At 55.5% G+C, this 18,142-nt stretch carries 15 protein-coding genes and 1 tRNA gene; 7 read left to right on the top strand and 9 right to left on the bottom strand.

All coding sequences use genetic code 11. The annotated features are described in order from the left end of the window. Window positions 1-11: 11 nt before the first annotated feature. The 9 genes from EDC38_RS15300 to tviB all read right to left on the bottom strand — a co-directional run bounded on the left by EDC38_RS15300 (window position 12) and on the right by tviB (window position 8,409). Window positions 12-827, bottom strand: a complete 816-nt coding sequence (locus EDC38_RS15300; protein ID WP_170162965.1) for a class I SAM-dependent methyltransferase — start codon at window positions 825-827, stop codon at window positions 12-14. Between the two features lie 148 nt (window positions 828-975). Beyond that, a complete protein-coding gene (locus EDC38_RS15295; RefSeq protein ID WP_123639409.1) occupies window positions 976-2,433 on the bottom strand; it encodes a hypothetical protein in 1,458 nt (485 codons plus the stop codon). Beyond that, window positions 2,430-2,828 carry a hypothetical protein gene (locus EDC38_RS15290; protein ID WP_123639408.1) on the bottom strand — a complete coding sequence of 133 codons (399 nt, stop codon included), beginning with the start codon at window positions 2,826-2,828 and terminating at the stop codon, window positions 2,430-2,432. Before EDC38_RS15290 ends, EDC38_RS15295 begins: the two co-directional genes overlap by 4 nt. Beyond that, entirely contained in the window at window positions 2,828-3,487 is a 660-nt protein-coding gene (locus tag EDC38_RS15285) for a hypothetical protein (protein WP_123639407.1), read from the bottom strand. The genes EDC38_RS15290 and EDC38_RS15285 overlap by 1 nt, the downstream gene beginning before the upstream one ends. Then, window positions 3,484-4,578: a GNAT family N-acetyltransferase gene (locus EDC38_RS15280; RefSeq protein WP_123639406.1), complete on the bottom strand. Its 1,095-nt coding sequence runs from the start codon at window positions 4,576-4,578 to the stop codon at window positions 3,484-3,486. Before EDC38_RS15280 ends, EDC38_RS15285 begins: the two co-directional genes overlap by 4 nt. Window positions 4,579-4,837: 259 nt before the next feature. Continuing rightward, window positions 4,838-4,914 (bottom strand) — tRNA-Arg (locus tag EDC38_RS15275). A 67-nt stretch (window positions 4,915-4,981) separates the two neighbouring features. After that, window positions 4,982-5,893, bottom strand: a complete 912-nt coding sequence (locus EDC38_RS15270) for an XrtA system polysaccharide deacetylase (RefSeq protein WP_123639405.1) — start codon at window positions 5,891-5,893, stop codon at window positions 4,982-4,984. A 206-nt stretch (window positions 5,894-6,099) separates the two neighbouring features. Then, window positions 6,100-7,107, bottom strand: a complete 1,008-nt coding sequence (locus tag EDC38_RS15265) for an NAD-dependent epimerase (protein ID WP_123639404.1) — start codon at window positions 7,105-7,107, stop codon at window positions 6,100-6,102. A 27-nt stretch (window positions 7,108-7,134) separates the two neighbouring features. Beyond that, window positions 7,135-8,409 (bottom strand): Vi polysaccharide biosynthesis UDP-N-acetylglucosamine C-6 dehydrogenase TviB, encoded by a 1,275-nt coding sequence (tviB, locus tag EDC38_RS15260; RefSeq protein WP_123639403.1) that lies wholly within the window; start codon window positions 8,407-8,409, stop codon window positions 7,135-7,137. 236 nt (window positions 8,410-8,645) lie between these two features. Here tviB and EDC38_RS15255 point away from each other — a divergent pair, with 236 nt between their 5' ends. The 7 genes from EDC38_RS15255 (at window position 8,646) to EDC38_RS15225 (ending at window position 18,141) form a co-directional block, all read left to right on the top strand. Continuing rightward, window positions 8,646-10,055, top strand: coding sequence for a TIGR03013 family XrtA/PEP-CTERM system glycosyltransferase (locus EDC38_RS15255; RefSeq protein ID WP_170162964.1), 1,410 nt, complete (start codon window positions 8,646-8,648; stop codon window positions 10,053-10,055). Between the two features lie 43 nt (window positions 10,056-10,098). Then, window positions 10,099-10,719 (top strand): XrtA/PEP-CTERM system exopolysaccharide export protein, encoded by a 621-nt coding sequence (locus EDC38_RS15250; protein WP_123639492.1) that lies wholly within the window; start codon window positions 10,099-10,101, stop codon window positions 10,717-10,719. 14 nt (window positions 10,720-10,733) lie between these two features. Next, the gene (locus EDC38_RS15245) at window positions 10,734-12,248 is read left to right on the top strand and encodes an XrtA system polysaccharide chain length determinant (protein ID WP_123639402.1); all 1,515 of its coding nucleotides are present in this window, start codon (window positions 10,734-10,736) and stop codon (window positions 12,246-12,248) included. An 11-nt stretch (window positions 12,249-12,259) separates the two neighbouring features. After that, window positions 12,260-13,084: a tyrosine-protein kinase family protein gene (locus tag EDC38_RS15240; RefSeq protein WP_123639401.1), complete on the top strand. Its 825-nt coding sequence runs from the start codon at window positions 12,260-12,262 to the stop codon at window positions 13,082-13,084. 45 nt (window positions 13,085-13,129) lie between these two features. Then, the gene (locus EDC38_RS15235) at window positions 13,130-14,449 is read left to right on the top strand and encodes a porin family protein (RefSeq protein WP_123639400.1); all 1,320 of its coding nucleotides are present in this window, start codon (window positions 13,130-13,132) and stop codon (window positions 14,447-14,449) included. Window positions 14,450-14,705: 256 nt separating this feature from the next. Next, window positions 14,706-15,392: a fibronectin type III domain-containing protein gene (locus tag EDC38_RS15230; protein WP_123639399.1), complete on the top strand. Its 687-nt coding sequence runs from the start codon at window positions 14,706-14,708 to the stop codon at window positions 15,390-15,392. A 133-nt stretch (window positions 15,393-15,525) separates the two neighbouring features. Next, a complete protein-coding gene (locus EDC38_RS15225; protein WP_123639398.1) occupies window positions 15,526-18,141 on the top strand; it encodes a tetratricopeptide repeat protein in 2,616 nt (871 codons plus the stop codon). Window position 18,142: the final 1 nt, after the last annotated feature.

Below are 18,142 nucleotides of genomic sequence, written 5' to 3'. Positions count from 1 at the left end.
CCCGAAAAGGGTTACAGGTTGTTGTTGGGTTTACGGTATATCCACAAGCTCACATCAGACAGCCATTTACCCAAAGAACTGTGTAAATGAACGGATTTAAGGAAACGATCAATGGCTCGATCGAACTTTATAGACCGGCGATGGGAAAAAATCGGTTTACCATTCCAGCGAAAGGGGCCCATACCAATACTGGTGTGGGCTAAATACTCAAAACCTTCTCGCTCTATGTCAGAGCGGACCGCCTTGAACTTGAGAAAACGACCCACCGAATTGTCGTCTTCGTGCTTTCTGAGTAACCATTTGACGAATGTCTTTAATCCGATAATTGGGTCAAAAAGCACCGGGTTGTAGGTGTTCCTGAAGCTGATGATCAACGTACCGTCGGGCTTTATTATTCGATACAGTTCTTTAAGTGCTGGCTGATAGTCCTGAATGTAGCTAATGACACCGAGGCAAACAATGATGTCAAAATGGTTGTCGGGGAAAGGTAGAGCCTGACAGTCCGCCTGAAGCAGCGCGGTATTGTGCTGCTGGGACTGATTGAGAACGTCCCGGGAAAAGCGAAGCATGTCAAAAGAGTAGTCCAGCCCGATGCAGTCACGATCATTCGCCAGCAGGCGGCTGACCACGGGGGCGGCTCCGCAGCCAACATCAATTATAGTGGAGGCCGGGGTCGAATGAGACAGGACGTAATTTACGGTAAAGTCCCGCCGGCTCTGAAAAAGATGCTCTTCAAAGGTGACCGGGTTGCTGCGATATAGGTCGTTCCACAGTTTCCCGTCTTTTCGGCCGGAAAACATACTGGTTACTTCGTCTTGCCACGCCATAAACATGCTTCCTTACGGAATGATTATGAGCGTCACTAGAGACTGCAAGAGTCACGGGATCGTGGCTCCTCTGTGGGCGCTGAAATGTGTATTCATGCGTCTGAGTATAGGCAGTCATTTGAGGGGTTGGCAACTGACGGTTTTTTTATCACTCGGGCACTGCAGCAGGGTTCAGGGTGCCGTCTTCGCAGCTTGTAATACGCTCGAAGTCCTCCCTTGATTCCGGGCCGGAATAGCGTCTGAACTGGTCGATCAGGCGCGCCAGACGGGAAAGTCTGATCAGTTTTTCCGCTTGAGTATAATCCCTGCCAAGCTGAAGTTTCTGCGCGTTGAGCGCCTCCACTTCGCTTTGAAGGCGAACAAGATGGTTGTACTCTTCGAGTGTCTGAATCTGTTCAGCTAAAGCTTCCAGACTCTTGGGGGGCAAGTCCTCTAGTTGCATGGGGTCGAGGGGCTTTTCAATCAGCCCCCTGATGTGTTCTTGCTGCTCTTTTAGGGCTTGGCGAGCATTCTTCAGCTCACGAGTTTTTTCCTGTTCGGATCGCTCCAGATCCCGGCGCTTGAGCAAAAGTTTCAGCCCTTCTTCCGGGAGCTTGTGTTCAGACCGTACAGCACTTGCAGCATAAGAGTAATCATTGCTGGCACCGGTCTTGGCAAAAGAGTTCCAGCGCAGGAACCACGGCTCCCATTTCTCTATATAGGTCTCTCTGGTCGAGCGCGAGAGATCAGTGCTGTATGCGTGGGCAAGGGTGTAAATGTGTGCTTCGTGGAAGCTGACATCACCTGAGCGATCCAGATCGACCTCCGTCAGGGGAATATTCTCCCCAATTCGTGTTTCCTGCTGCAGGGCGGCGAAAAAGTAGGTGGTGTAATCGCGGAACTCCGCTTGATTGGTGCCCAGGTCGCACCCCTCCGCTTCGCGGCGATCTGATTCGGCCAGGAATCCGCAGCGGAGCTGCTCTGATAGCGTATCGCTATAAGGGTTTTCGTAAATCAGCGAGCTGAAAGACCCGGAAAAACATTGTGTCAGCACGAACCTTACGGGAACGCTGGCTGGAGTTTGATCCAAAACCTCGTCGAGCTCCTTGATGGACAGTCGGGAATCCTGCCATAACATCAAGTTATTCTTTCGAGTATCGTTGGTATTGATATCGCCATGACCGTTGTAGACCAACAACACCGAATCATCATCATTTAACGATTGGAAGTCTTCGATGAGTGCGCTGGTCAGTTCTGATTTCTCAGTACTCCCGTCTATGTTCGTAAGGCTGTTTCGACGGGTCCGTTGCGCATACGACAGTCCGCTACCATAAACACGCAGTACGGGCTCCCAGATTGGGTCCCGCTCCTCGGAGTGAGCAAAGTAAACCACGTCGTGGTCTTTGCCGCTCCCATCGGTGTAGAAGGTCTTAACAGAAACCCCCTGCTGGCGGAAGACCGATTGTAACCAGCGGACATTTTCCTCAATTTGACCCTGGGAGTTTTCCAGAGTGTTGCCACCTCCTATGAGCCATACTCGTGTTTCTGCATGCAGGAAAGCTGAGTGGCTCAGTGCGATTAACGCGAGGAACGTCAATAAGGCTGATCGAACGAATACAGGACTCATGAGTTCCCCCGTTGCCACAGAGGGTGAAAGAAGAGGTTAAAAATTCCGGCCCAGAGCAGGAGTGCGCCGAAAATCATGGGCAGGTGGGGAGGAACGACCGAAAGCGCGGTAGCAATCATTCCAGCCGGTATTACAAAAGCATGAACCCAACGGGAAGGGAAGTAGCGGGTCAGTCCGCGCACGAGAAACCACAAGGGAGTGGCGATCGGGAGCGCACTGGCCCAGTCACTGAGGATGGTGATTACGAGTTCTCGACGTGACCCGAAGAGCAGCTCATTCAGCAATTCGGCCTGACCCAACAAGGTATCGGCAATAATTACCATCGCAAGCGCGGCCGGGTAGAGGATCAGGCTTAGAAGCACTGTAACGGTGCCGTAGGTGATGTTTCTGTTCATTACCAAAGTCCTCTGGCCTTCTCCAGACGATAGCCGACTTTGCGACAGCCCTTCAGATTGAATCCTGCGTAACGCTTTTTACCCAGAAAATAGGCGAAGTAGCCGATCACCTCTGCGCCAACAGAAGCGGTGGTTCGACGAGAACTGAAATTGTTCGAGTCGATAGCGACCAGTACGCCCTTCTTGCCCTGCTTCTGGTAAAGGTCCAGTGCGTAATTCTTCACCCACCGCTGAATGTGTTGACCCCTATACTTTGGGATCGTGAGATTCTTGTAGGCGTATGCATAATCTTTGTCGAAGTAAGTCGTCAACCGGTTCGAGGAGGTTGACGGATTCTCTGCATACCACGCGTAGGAGCATAGTTCTCCATTCATAAATGCACCGATGCATTTGTCCTTGTTGGCCAGTGCCTGGTCGACATGCGAGTGTGGTAGTTCAAGCCCGGGCGAGTCAACGTAACGACCGAGCTCCTCTCGGGTCATTTCGTGAATCTCCAGCTTGTCGGGTTTCTCCTCCCCAAGATCTGTGATCTGACTGTGGAGATAAATGAACATAAGCCGAAAGCGGATAATCTTTTCGATCGCACTAATGACCATGTCGTGGAGCATCGGCCCTAGACCAAATCGTCTGTAAATAGCTTTATAGGCTGATAGGTTCATGCCACGTTTCTCCTGGATCGGGACCGAAGTGCTTTGAGCCTTGCCTGAACCTTCCATACCAAATGTAGCGCCCGGGCAATCATCGTCTTGTTAAAGAAGGTTGCTGACCACTTCTGTTCGATTGAAAAGTGCCACCGACTCGCCCAGGGAGGGTTGGTCACGAGGTTGACTTCCTGGCTTCCGGATTGCTCTGACTCCAGGCAGTGAAGCAGTGTGATACCCCCGGGGCCAACATCGCGGAAGCGTTCATCGAAGCCGATTTTCAACAGCGATAATTGTTCCCCGGTGCGTAAGCCGATCTGGGCGGCGACGGGGGTGTCGTTGAACCTGAGTAGGTTGATGAGTGCCGAGCCCGTCTCAGAAAAGGCGCTGAGCACTTCGAGATAAAACGCGTTGGCGTTTGGCCTTAGCCTGATGGCGCTTTGCGTGCCTTGCTCCCCTTTCCAGCTTGCGGCTTCCACGGTAAGAAATGTGTCGTAAGCCTCTTCAATCAATGCCTTGTCGGTGATTGATTGGAAGTGGGGTAAACCATACTGAGCCCCGGCATTCTTTAGGTGTCGACGGGTGTTTTTAACCTGCTTTTTCGAGAGTGGGGTTATCAGATCGCCAGTCGGGCCCTGTTTCACATAGGCGGTTCCCAAGGCCATGGCACGAGCGTTACTGCCCACCAGCCGGTGAGTCGCCGAACGGTCCCCAAAGTGCGATAGTTCCAGGATATCCCAAGGCTCCGGCGGGTGGCGCGTCAGGTGTCTGAGAAGGGCGTTGAATAACGAGGAGTCGGCAAAGTCACGCTTGACCAGGCAGTCCGCGACATCGATAGGCGTGTCATAGGGAAATGTAAGGTAGCGGACGGCCATCCCCAGACGCTTTCGTTTGTTCAGGGTCAGGGGGATAACGGCAACCAGCTGGGCTTTCTGGTAGATCGCAAAATAGTAGATTGGGCCACTACACAAGTGGCTCTGAATGGCGTGATGCCAGCGCCAATCATTGTAGAAGGAGGGATTTTCTGCCTCGGCAAATAGCGCCTGCCACTCGGGCTTCAGCTCTTTGAGTCCCTCTAATCCTGTAAAACAACGGACGTAAGTATCCAAGCGCGACCTTCCCGGGAGCCATCTTGTCAGGGTGTGCTTACTGCTAACTGGTGGCAGGAGGATATCACTTAACAAAATACCGCACCAGCACAGCGCCCGAGCCGAACGGCACCGGGCTGTGCCCGGCGGCAGGACACCAATCGGTCTGGAACCGATTGGGACGCCACTTGGCGCCCGAAGGGCGAGCGGCAAGGATGCTGCTCGTCTATCCGCCAGTGCCTACAAAAAAGCCCGAGCGCTAGCTCGGGCCTCTTTAATGTGGCGCACCTGGCAGGATTTGAACCTGCGACCAACGGCTTCGGAAACCGCTACTCTATCCAACTGAGCTACAGGTGCGTGTTCTGCGGGCTCAACACCCGAAGAGGGGCGGATTTTACATAAGCGAGCGGCGTTCGTCTATCCATCAGGCCGTGGTTGGCGCTTTTTCGCCTTCCAGATCCCGTAAATCCAGCGTCTTGGCCAGCTTCACCGTTCCCAGACTCTCACTCATGGTCCCGAACGGAAAGTCCGTCAGCATCCGCTCCAGTCGCGGCAGGCAGCGATGCAGGTTGGTGTAGTGACGAAACCGCGAGAACCAGCGGGCGTTGGGGATCCGGGGTTGCTCCGGGTCGATCTCCCAGGGGTGGAGGTAAAAGATCTGCGGTTTCTGGCCACCGTTGCTGGCCTTGCGGAACAGCCAGCGGGATAGGGCATAGGGATATTGGCGGAAATAACCTCCGCCGGCTGCGGGCACCGCCTGACCCAGCACTTTGGCGGTGGTCAGCGGAAACTCGGTCAATTCGGCACCGCTGGACGTAATGATTCGGTAGGGCTCTTCAGGGCTGCCCGGAATACCGTAGTTATCATGTCGGGTCGGGAAAATACTGGAATCCCAGGTAAAACCCAGCTCTGCCAGGATATCCAGCGCCCAGAGCGATTGACGGGTGATGGAGTAGCTCGCCGCCCGATAGCCGGTCACCGGCTGACCAGTGAGGTCCTCCAGAATGCGCTTGGAGCGGGAAGTTTCCTCCCGGAACAGTTCGGGAGTCTGGGTGTAAATCAGCCGATGACTGTAGCCGTGGGAGGCGATTTCATGGCCCTGGGCGTGAATCCGCTTGACCAGCTCCGGGTGCCGTTCGGCCACCCAGCCGAGAATGAAAAAGGTGATCTTGATACCCGCCTCATCGAACAGCTGGAGGAGCCGATCGGTATTGGCTTCAACCCGCGACGGCCAGTGCTCCCAGTCCTCGGGTTTGACCACGTCAAAGAAAGCGGCGACCTGGTAGTAGTCTTCGACGTCGACGGTCATGGCGTGGGTGACGGTTGATCGTTCCATGTAGCACCTTATCAACAAAGCGGAAAACTTGGGTTACGGCGGATGCGGGCGTTGGCCTTATCCGCCCTACGCGTCCTTATTGCGGCAATGAGGCCCGGCGAGGGAATACCCTTTCAAGACCGTAAGCGGCGGGATTCCGCGCGTCGAGCCCCCAGGGATGGGTTTACGGCGTGTCTTGAAAGGGTATTCCCTCGCCGGGCCGGACTCTACGCTTGGTAATAATCCCGATACCAACGCACAAAATTCTCAATACCCACTTCCACCGGCGTGCTCGGCTTGTAATCCACATCCTCAATCAGCGCGTCCACATCGGCATAGGTATCCGGCACATCGCCCAACTGCAGCGGCAACAGGTTCTTCTCCGCCTTCTTGCCCAGGCAGTCTTCCAGCACCTCAATATACCGCAGCAGCTCCACCGGGCTGTTACTGCCGATGTTGTACAGGCGGTAGGGCGCCTTGGACGTGGCGGGGTCCGGCTGATCGCCGCTCCAGTCCGGGTTGGCTGGGGCCACATGATCGAGGGTACGGATCACGCCCTCGACGATATCGTCAATGTAGGTGAAATCCCGACGATGGTGGCCGTAATTGAACACGTCGATCGGTTCGCCGGCCAGAATCTTACGGGTGAAAATGAACAACGCCATATCCGGGCGTCCCCACGGGCCGTACACGGTGAAGAAGCGCAGCCCGGTGGTGGGAATGCCGAACAGGTGGCTGTAGGTATGGGCCATCAGCTCGTTGGACTTTTTGCTGGCGGCGTAAAGGCTCACCGGGTGGTCCACGTTGTTGTGCACCGAGAAGGGCATCGCCGTATTGGCGCCGTAGACCGAGCTGCTGGAGGCGTACACCAGGTGCTCGGTGCCGAAGTGGCGACAGGCCTCCAGGATATTGATGAACCCGGTGATGTTACTGTCGATGTAGGCCTGGGGGTTCTCCAGAGAGTAACGAACCCCGGCCTGGGCCGCCAGATTGACCACCCGGTCGGGCTTGTGATCCTTGAACACCTGATCAATGGCGGCCTTGTCCTGCAGATCCGCACGGATATCGGTAAAACCCTTATGGGGGGTAACCCGCGCCAAGCGGGCTTTCTTGATATTCACATCGTAGTAGTCATTGAGGTTATCGACCCCAATCACCTCATCGCCCCGCTCCAGCAATCGCAAGGCCAGATGGTTGCCAATAAAGCCGGCGGTGCCGGTAACCAGTACTTTCATAACGTAATCCCGTTGTTTTTGCCGGCGCTACAGGCGTCCGTCCACCTGCTCTTTGGGCAGAATATGCTTCACATCATAAAGCACATGCTGTGCTTTCCCCAGTTTCCGAATGGCGTCGGGGCCCATGGCGCGGAACTCCCGGTGCCCGACGCATAATACGATGGCGTCGTAGTGCCCCTGATGGGGCTCGGAAACCAGTTTGAGGCCATATTCCAGCTCCGCCTCCTCGGGATCCGCCCAAGGGTCGTAGATGTCAACGTTGGAGTGGTATTCCTGGAACTCTTCAATGATATCCACCACCCGGGTGTTGCGAAGATCCGGGCAGTTCTCCTTGAAGGCCAGCCCCATGATCAGCACGTTGGCGTCCACCAGGTGCAGCTTCCGCTGGGTCATCATCTTGACCACCGAGGCGGCGATAAAGTGGCCCATCCCATCGTTGATGCGCCGGCCGGCCAAAATCACCTCTGGATTGTACCCGACCTGCTGGGCCTTGTGGGTGAGGTAGTAGGGGTCCACACTGATACAGTGGCCACCCACCAGGCCCGGCCGGAAGGGCAAGAAGTTCCACTTGGTGCCCGCCGCTTCCAATACCTCCAGGGTATCGATGCCCAGCCGACTGAATATCAGTGAGAGCTCGTTCACCAGGGCGATATTGATATCTCGCTGGGTGTTCTCGATGACTTTGGCGGCTTCAGCCACCTTGATGCTGCTGGCTTTGTGGGTGCCCACGGTGACCACCCGGCGGTACAGCGCGTCGACATAGTCCGCCGCTTCCGGCGTAGACCCGGAAGTCACTTTGATAATGTTGTGTACCCGGTGCTCTTTATCGCCAGGGTTGATTCGTTCCGGGCTGTAACCGGCAAAAAAATCGCGATTGAAGGTCAGCCCGGAGCCCCGCTCAATGATGGGGACGCATACCTCCTCGGTACAGCCGGGATAAACCGTGGACTCAAAGATGACCAGGCTGTTTTTTCCGATGACGCGGCCCAACAGCTCGGAGGCCCGCTCGAGAGGAGTGAGGTCGGGCTGTTTACTGTCGTTGATGGGCGTCGGGACGGTCACGATATACACGTCGCACGCTTTGATGTCGTTTTCCTGGGACGTAAAGCTCAGTCGCTCGGCGGCTCGAAGTTCTTCGGGGGAGACCTCACGGGTGTGGTCCCGCCCCGCCTGCAGCTCGGCAACCCGTTTCGGATTAATATCAAATCCCCGGGTCTGAATCTGTTTTCCAAATTCGGCCGCCAGTGGCAAACCAACATAGCCCAGACCGATAACGCAGAGGGTGGGTTCGGTAGCGAACATAAGGCATTTTCCTTGAGCAAACGGGTATATCCTGCGCGTGTCAGCCACGCTTTTGACGCTTTAACTTAGCATATTTTCAGGGCACAAAGCGAAATAGCGAAACCGCCTTTTTGACTGTCGGAAATCTTGTCACTTTTGCGGTCAAAAAGCGTTCCCGAGCGGTCGAGAAAGGCCGCGGAAACCCGCTATAATGAAGTGCTTCTGACGCAAAACACACCCTAAAAAGGACGCGGGTCTTGTCTTACATTCGGCTGAATAAACACTACATTCATTTACCCTATCTGTTTCTGGGCGCTATCGAGTTCGGGTTGCTCATCGTGGCGGCGTGGGGCGCTGAATGGTGGTACACGCAATTGAACACGCTGGTACTGCTGTGGGCCGATTCATGGGCTCCGAAAGTACTGTTTGCGGTGGTATTGAGTTGCTGCACCTTGTCCATGGGGGTCTATCCTGCGCTGGTACGGGAAGGGTATTCCAGCATGGTATTGCGCACCCTGGTCAGTTTCTTTCTGCTCGCCAGCCTGACCCTGTTCGTTCTGGCCGCTCTGGGGCCTGAGGGGTTCTTGCCCCAGGGTGTGATTTTCTGGGGGGTTATTTTTTCCACGGCTCTGGTGTTGTTGGCCCGAGCGATTTTCCTCAAGCTGGTGGATACCAATGAGCTCAAGCGCCGGGTCGTTATCTACGGTGCGGGCACCCGCGCCCAGCAGCTGCTGGACAACCTGGCTCCGGAACGGGACGTGATCGGGGTAGAGGTCGTCGGCTGCATTCCCGGGGAAACCGAAGCGCCAGCGGTAGACCCGGCTCTGGTTATGCCCGTCCCGAAGGATTGGGTCCGTTTTGTCAAAACCCACCATATATCGGAAATCGTGGTTTCTCCTGACGAGCGACGCCAACGTGAGGGAGGCGGCTTTCCTCTGAATGAGTTGATCGACTGCAAGTTGGCCGGCGTGCCCACCAGTGACGCCCTGGGGTTCTGTGAGCGGGAGCTGTGTAAAATCGATATCCGGCTGCTGAAGCCGGGCTGGATGCTGTTTTCGGATGGCTTCAAGTACTCCAAGCGCCGCTCCGCCGCCAAGCGCCTGTTTGATATCGGTCTTGCCGGGCTCTTTGTGTTGCTCCTCTGGCCTTTCATGTTGCTGACGGCCCTGGCCGTGATGCTGGAAAGTGGCCGGCCGGTGCTCTACTTCCAGGAGAGGGTTGGTTTAAATGGCAAAACCTTTCGCATCTATAAATTTCGCAGTATGCGCCAGGACGCGGAAAAAGGGGGCAAAGCGGTCTGGGCCCAGAAAAATGACAGCCGCGTGACCCGGGTCGGGGCTTTTATCCGGAATACACGGCTGGATGAGTTGCCCCAGTTATACAATGTGCTGAAGGGTGATATGAGCTTCGTAGGCCCTCGCCCTGAACGGCCTGAGTTTGTTGAGGACCTATCGGAACAAATTCCGTTTTACGGGATGCGCCATAAGGTAAAACCAGGGCTGATGGGCTGGGCACAGCTAAAATACCCTTACGGCGCATCGGTAGAAGACGCGCGCAACAAGTTGCAGTACGATCTGTACTACACCAAAAACCACAGCTTCCTGATGGACATGTTGATCCTGATACAGACTGTTGAAATTGTTCTGCTGGGAAAAGGGGTGCACTAGCATCCTGCCGGCCGAACGTCCCGAGAGGAGATGAGGCGTGACAATGATAAATGTATGGTCCAAAGCCGCTTACGGACTGCTGCTCGCACTGGCAGTACTGCTTTCTGCCTGCTCCAATAAACCGGTAGCGCCGCCTCCGCAGACAACGGATGTGCTGGATGAGTACCGAATTGGGGTGGGGGACTCGCTCCGAATCAATGTCTGGCGGAATGCTGAGTTATCCAGCGAAGTCCCGGTCCGGCCGGATGGAATGATTTCCCTACCTTTGGTTGGTGATATAAAGGCTGCTGGGCAAACCACGGCTGAGTTATCGGCCGCCCTGACGGAAGCGCTCACCGATTACGTCCGTAACCCCCAGGTGACCGTCATCGTGACCAACCCCAGTAGTTCCGATTTCCAGCGCCGGGTCAGGATAACCGGTGCGGTGCAAAGTCCCCAGTCAGTGCCTTATAGAGAGGGCATGACGGTGCTGGATCTGGTTTTGATGGCGGGCGGCCCCAACGAATTCGCCTCCGCCAACAAAGCCAAGTTGTACCGGCGGGTCGAAGGGGAAGTAAAGGTTTACCCCATTTACCTGAATGATCTGATCGAGAAAGGTCAGGTACAGACCAATTACTCATTGCAGCCGTCGGATATCGTGACGGTCCCAGAACGGGCGTTCTAACGTCGAGCTGACTTATGGATAAAACGTTTATTGCTGACCTTCTCAAGTCCCTGAAGTTTGAAGCCATTCGCTTCAGGGTCTGGGTTGTCCTTATCTTTATTGCGGTATCATTTGGTCCGCTCCTGGTGGGCTATTTCTGGCCCAATACCTACGCGACCAGCGCACTTCTCTTCGCCGATGAAACCAACATCATTGAACCATTATTGAAAGGCCGAGCGTCGGTCACTTCGGTCGATCGGGCCAAGCAGGCTCAGGAAGTGCTCTATTCCCGTCGCGTCATGGAAGATGCTGCCGAAGCAGCGGGATTGGTGGATGAAGATTACAGTGTTGACCAGATGGCACGAGCCGTTCGGCACCTGAGAAGCGGTGTTCGGGTTGAGACGCAAGGCAGCAACCAGTTCCGGGTCAGCTACAGCGCGACAGATCCGGATAGAGCATTCACGGTGCTCAACAGCGTGGTTAACGTTTTTATCCAGGACACGGCCCGCCGTAAACGGGAGGAGAGCTTGGGGGCTTTCAACTTCATTGACAGTCAGGCAGATTCCTATCGCCGTCAGTTGGAAGAGGCAGAGCTCAAACTCAAGGAGTTCCGGGCCCAAAATACGGACGGGACAGAGGCTCAGGTCACCTCCCGAATCAATCAGCTGCGCAACGATATTGAATCCCTGAAACTTGAAATCCAGGATTCTGAATCCCGGCTAACGTCCATAAAGCAACAACTTAACGAAGAAAGTCAGTATCAGCAGGCGAAAGGTCAGATTGATCTCTTGCGGGACCGTCGACGAGAATTGAGTCGACAACTCGATCAATTACGTCTCAGTTATCAGGATAGCTACCCCGATGTGGTTTCTGTCCGACAGCAGATTCAGGATCTGGATGAAGAAATCGCGCAGCTTGAATTCGCCGGCGATTCATTCAGCCGGGGGGAGACGGTTGAAAATCCTCTGTATGAAGAACTCCGCAAACAGCAGTCAGTGGTTGAAGTAGACCTGTCGGCGCAGAAGCGGCGGATGGAATCCCTGGAGGGGATGCTCCAGCGGGAGTTGGAACGGGCCGAACGGGTCGCGGCCAACCAGGCGGAACTGTCTGAGCTGACCCGGGATCTGGATGTGTTGCGGGATATATACAATGAAATGCTGCAGAGGAAGGAATCTGCGCGGCTGTCCATGACACTGGATATTGAGGGGCAAGGCGTCAGTTACCGAATTCAGGACCCGGCGACCTTCCCGTTGGACCCGTCTGGCCTTCGCTATGTGCATTTCGCCATCGTAGGGCCCTTCCTGGGATTTCTGGCACCGTTTGGGCTTCTATTTGTATACGTGTTTCTTGATCCACATATTCGCTCGGCGCGATCGCTTCAACAGCAACTCCCACAGGGAATTGAAGTGATCGGGGTAATCCCTCATTACAACACGCCACTCGCTGAGCGTCTGGTAAAGAAAGATATGATTCTACTGCTTGGCATCGCGCTGCTGGCAATGATTGCATACGCGGCGCTGGGTGTAACCTGGTACGACGTCAAGAACTGACGGGGTGAACGATGAGTGACGATAGCAGAGAAACCGCTGATCGAAAGCCAGGCCGGCCGGAGCTTAGCCTGCGTTCGTTTATAGAGAGGATCGAAACCGTGAAAGACGATCACCCACAGGATCCGCTGATCAAAAGTGCGGTTTCAGAGCATCGCAAACGCGAACAGATCAAGAGCATGTCCACGCCGGTGGTCTGGACGCAGGATGAGCTCTACGAAAAAAAGGTGATTTTCACTGGCATGCGTCAGCGGGAGCTGCTGAATGCGTTTCGCGAAGTCCGGATTCGTATACTTCAGAAAAGTAAAACCGACAATGTTGTGGTGATGGTGTCATCTATTACGGAGGGCGGTGGTGGCAGCTTTGTGGCTTTCAACCTGGCGGCAACCTTTGCGCTGGATCGCCATAAAACGGCACTGTATGTTGATTGCAACCCGTATCACTCATCGGCCGAGCAGTTTACCGTTACACCAATTGAGGCAGGCCTGACACAGTATCTGCATGATTACACGGTGCCTCTCAAACACATAATCTACCCGTCGGGCGTAGAGCGTTTGCGGGTTATTCCGTCCGGAGCGGGGAGTGAGTCTGCCGCAGAATTTTTCAACTCCAAGCGCATGGAAGTGCTGATCTCGGAAATCAAAACACGCTACCCTGACCGGTTTATCGTGCTGGATGCGCCGTCCGTTCAGTCTTCGACGGAAGCGCGAATATTATCCCAGTACAGTGATCATGCGCTGCTGGTGGTGCCTTTCGGAAAAACAACCCAGTCCGATATTCTTGCCGGTATTGATGCCGTGGGTAAAGAAAAGTTTTCAGGGCTGATATTCAATCACTGACCTCTGCGTATGGAGAGGATCGTCGGCGGGCAAGGAGTGAGTATCATGGCAATTGACGTACATCGTAAGTCTTATCGACCTACGGACATAGCGCTCTGGACAATAGTGACGACCGGTCTGTCCTGTGCGTCCTCTGCCACCCTGGCTCAGGCGGATTGGGAACTCGCCGTCGGCATTGGAAGCGAATACTCGGATAACGCGGCGAAGTCACAGACGGATACGCTATCCGAGCGCCGGGATTCGGCCGAGCTTCGCTTGAATCTGGACTATACCAATCAACTTCTTGCGGCGGAAGCAAACTATCAGGCCACAGAAACCCGTTATGACAAAGGTTCGCAAGAGGACCGCAGCGTGGTGGAAGGGTCGAGTCAGCTTCAGCTTGGCCAACCGCGCCATCCAGTCGACCTTCTGGTGACCCACAGTCGTCGGCGTGTGCTTAACGCTCCCGACGCCGTTGACCTCCTGGCCAACAACGACGAACGGGAAATTCTCACCGCTGCACCGGGACTCCGCTGGCGTGCCAGTGATGTGGACCTGTTGGCCCTCCGCGGGCACTACTCAACCATTGAATATCGCTTCTCTCCCGACTTGGAGTCCGAGCGCACCGGCGGCAGCGTGTTCTGGTCGCGACGGTTGTCAGAAACCGACCAGATCGACGTGACTGCCCAGACGATGGATGTTGCGTTCGACGCCTTACCGACGCTGGATTATCGCTTTGATGTCTACGATATTGGCTACGAAGTCAGCCTTCGCCGACTGCAGTATCGACTACAGTTGGGCTATAACGAAACGACGCCAGAGGTTGGAGATCGTCTGTCCAGTCCAAGTTTTCTGGTTGAGGGGTTGTACACAAGCGGCCTCCATAGTTGGCAGCTGAATGCACAAAGGTTTATCACGGACAGCTCCAGCGGCAGCGGCAACCGGGGGGATCTCAGTGAGTTTCTGCCCGGGGATGCCACTACGGGTGAAATTGATCAGATAGAGCGCACTGAAATTGAGCTTGAGTGGTCCACCGAAGCGTTTTGCCAACGCTGCGATACCAGTGTGGCGCTGTATACCCGGTCCGATGATTATCGCCAGGTCGATGAAGACGGCAGCGCCTCGGGCGCGCGCATCAACATGCGGTATGAACTCAGTCGCCGATCGTCTGCCAGCTTGACCTGGTCGCTCCGCGATCAGTCGTTCGAGTCCGATGTGGCACGGGAAGACTTTACGGACCAACAAACCCGCTTGACGTACCAGCGCCGTTTTCAGAATGACCTGGAATGGTCGGCAACCGTTCTTTATATTGACCGCGATTCTGATGACCTGAGTAGGCGATATAATGAAACGGTGGGAGGAATGCGGATTGGGTATGTCTTCTGAAACCCCTTTATAACCATATGGCTGCATCTCAATGGCTGGATAGAATCATAAAGACTTATATGCCATTAAGTTATAGCATGCGCCAAATTTTTTGGGGTGTGTTCCGCATTGAGGTTGCGGGTTGTTTCCCGAATTATAAAAAAATCCCTGTTTAGTCATGAAATTACCGGCCCCGGATGGTACAAAGTGCGTAAGGAATTTCGACGAGAAGGAGATGTACACCACTTTGAAAGGCCCAATGGCCGGGAAACAACCCATGAATCTTCACACCGCGCTCACCGATTCCATCACCCTGCTGGCGGCCCGTCGTCTGGCGGCTTCTCTGTGTTTGGCGTCAACGGTTGTATTGGTGGCCTGTGGCGGCGGTGCCGGCACAGACAGTTCGCGCCTGGACAACCAGAGTCCGCAGCCGGACAGCAGCTCCTCATCCTCCAGCTCAACGGACAGTAGCCAGTCGTCCTCCAGCGCATCATCGGAGCAGTCTGAACCGGAGGAACCCACTGATCCGGAGCCCGAAGACCCGACTGACGGCGGGTCAGATGGTGGGGACGATAACGGGTCCGATAATGGTAGTGATGATTCTGACGACGGAACCAATGATAACCCTGACAACGGCTCCGGTAGTGATGACGATAGTGCCGATAGCGGTAATGATGACGTCATCGAAGATGAGCTGGTTGAGGTTAATGGTTCTGTCTTGCTCGAATGGGAAGAGCCTAAAGTTCGCGAGAATGGCGATCCAATTTACAATAGTGAACTGGGTGGCTATGAAGTCCGGTACCGTGAAGTCAACCAGGAACAGTTCATCTCACAGATTATCGATGAGTGGTCTGTTCAATTTGCTGAAATCCACGACCTGAGTGGAACCTACGAATTCGAAATCGCGGCGTACGATACGAATGGCCTGTACAGTGAGTTCGTGAATATCCTACCGGCTCAGTGAGCGTTGAAACCCACAGGTCTCAGACAGAGGCCTGTGGGTGTCAAAATATCCGGCATGTTTAATCCGCTCCGGTGGCGGCGTATACTTCGACAAAGACCTATCCTAACAAGGTTACTTTGCCGAAGGGACCGCCATGCACATCCTGCTACCCCGCCTTTCCCTGATCTTACTGATTATCCTCTTTTCCCTGATCGGCTGTAGCCGCGAGGGCGATGGCCAGCAAGCTGAAGACTATCTGAAACGGGCCGAGATTTACCGCGACCAGGGGCAGTACCGTGCGGCGCTCATTGAGGTGACCAACGCAATCAATAGCGCGCCAGATGACCCCCGTTACGCGGTAGCGATGGCTGAAATCTATACCACCTTGGGTGCTGCCAAGCGCTCGTCCGATCTGCTGGAAGGGTATCTCCCGCAGGCGCCTCAGGTAGTGGCATTGGCGTTGGCGGATGCCTATCTCCAGCAAGGTAAATTCCTCTCGGCGGAAGAGGCCCTGGCACAGTTCACCCCTGGAGAGGAAGAAGAAGCCTGGCGACACGCCATGTATCGGGCGGATGCGCAGCGCATGAGAGGGCGACTGGAAGACAGTGAAGCGAGCTATCGCGAGCTGTTGCAGACTTACCCGGATAACCTGGATCTCGCGCTGAGACTGGCTCAAACCTTACTTCAGCAGGGGCGCTCTGAAGCCGCGGCCGAACACCTGACCGATCTGCGAAATGCGCACCCCGAGGAGGCGGAGGTTTATTACCTGAGCGCCCTTTTGGCTCTGGGGGAGGACGACCGGGACCGGGCAGAGCGCCATCTGACCCAGGCGTTGGCCCACACGCCCCAAACGGATCTGATGTTGCCCGAGCGGGCCATGATCCTCAGGACTCTGTCAGAGACGTTGACGGCGCAGGGGCGGACGTCCGAAGCGCTCATTTATAACAAAATTCTGGCCGAAGAGTCCCCCGAAACCATAGAAGCTCAGCAGCGACTTCGGGAAGCCACGCTCGCCGCCGAGTCCGGCGACTATGAACAGGCCGAGACATTGCTGACCAGATTGCTGAGCGACAATCCGGACAGCCAGTCAGCGACCTTGTTGCTCGGGATGGTCAACCTCAGTCAGGGCAACCTTTCGGAAGCCGAAGCCCTGTTGTCGCGCAGCGTGGATGTGGAGACTGCCGATACCGACGTGATTCGGGCTACGGTCATGGCCCAGGCCGAAGTAGGCAATCTGGGGCAGGCCCTGGCGACATTGGAGCGGTCCCTGGAGGTCCGCCCCGATGACCCGATACTGTTGTCGATCTATGGCATGTTGGCACTCAATCAGCCGGAGGCTGAAGAGAAAGGTTATCTCAGCCTGCAAAAGGCGCTGGCCCGGGACCCTCATCGAGGTGGTGTAAGGTTGGCTCTGGCTCGTTATCACCTGCAAAAGAACGAACCCGAGCAGGCAATGGCGCAACTGCGAGCCGCGTTCAGTTACCAGCCCGCCGATTGGCCGGTGACCAATGTCTATATGGATCTGTTGTTTGCTCGCGGCGATATGGCGGAAATTGCCCAGGCGCTGGAGCAGTTGAAACAAGCTGATCCCAAAGCCAAAGAAACCGCCTTGTTTGATGCCCAGTATCAGTTCCGCAATAACACACCGCAACAGGGCGTTGAGCAGCTTAGAACGTTGCTGCGTTCAGAGCCGACCTATACACGAGGTCACGCCGTGCTGGCTCAAATGTACCGGGAAACGGGTAATGAGGCTGCAGCACTGGAGACGGTCGAGCGTTTGGCTAAGCTGGAGCCTGGGAACCTGCAGGTGCTCAGAGCCGGGTTGGACATTATTGCGAGCCGTCCACAGTTGGGGCCGCCACACGACTGGCTACAGGGGCTGGCAAATCATTCGCCAGAGTTGAAATCGACCGCTCATGCCATCAGGGCCTTACTGTACCGGGATGCCGGGGAGTACCAGCGGGCAGTGGAGTTGATTCGGAGCCTGCCTCCGGAAAGCGGTGACGAAATCCTCGAGATTAAAGCCCAGGTGTTCCGCGATGGTGCCAGAGCACTTGCGGGAAATGAGCAATACTCGGAAGCCCGATCGCTGTTGATGGAAGCGCTGGAGCGAACTCCGACCAACAAAGCTCTGAATATGGACCTGGTTCAGTTAGACGTCGCTCAGGGACGCCACGAGCAGGCCCGCATTCTGCTTGACGACCTCAAGGCGCGTCACCCGGATGATCCTGAAGTGGTGGTATTGAATGCCCGGGCGATGCAAGTGATGGAAGGGCCGGCCGCCGCTTACCGAGAATTGAGCCAGGCCTGGGATGAGCAACCGAGTAGCGTCATTGCGGTGCCGTTATTGGCCCTGGCCCGCCAAGAGGAGCCGGAGGCGGTACCCGGTATTCTGGAAGCCTGGGAGCAGGCGGATCCGCAAAACCGGGGACGGATGTTGTATATGGCGGATCAGTACCAACGCCAGGGGGACGAAACCGCCGCGATTACAACCTACGAGACCCTGCTGGCCAACGAGCCGAACGATCCGGTCGCGCTCAATAACCTGGCCTGGTTGCTGAAGGACAGGGATCTGACCCGTGCGCGAGAACTGGCGGCGCGGGCGGTGCGCCTGCAACCGAATGCACCGGCCATTCTGGACACCTACGGTTGGCTGTTGTACCTGAGCGGTGAGCGCAATGAAGCCCTGAAGCAGCTAGAGCGAGCACTTGAGCTGGCACCAAACGCCACGGAAATACAGAAAAATCTGGAGACGGTGAGACGCGGATAGG

Source organism: Marinimicrobium koreense (genome assembly GCF_003762925.1).
GTDB lineage: Bacteria > Pseudomonadota > Gammaproteobacteria > Pseudomonadales > Cellvibrionaceae > Marinimicrobium > Marinimicrobium koreense.
The sequence above is the reverse complement of the archived record's forward strand: the minus strand, read 5'-3'. Positions and strand labels throughout refer to the sequence as shown.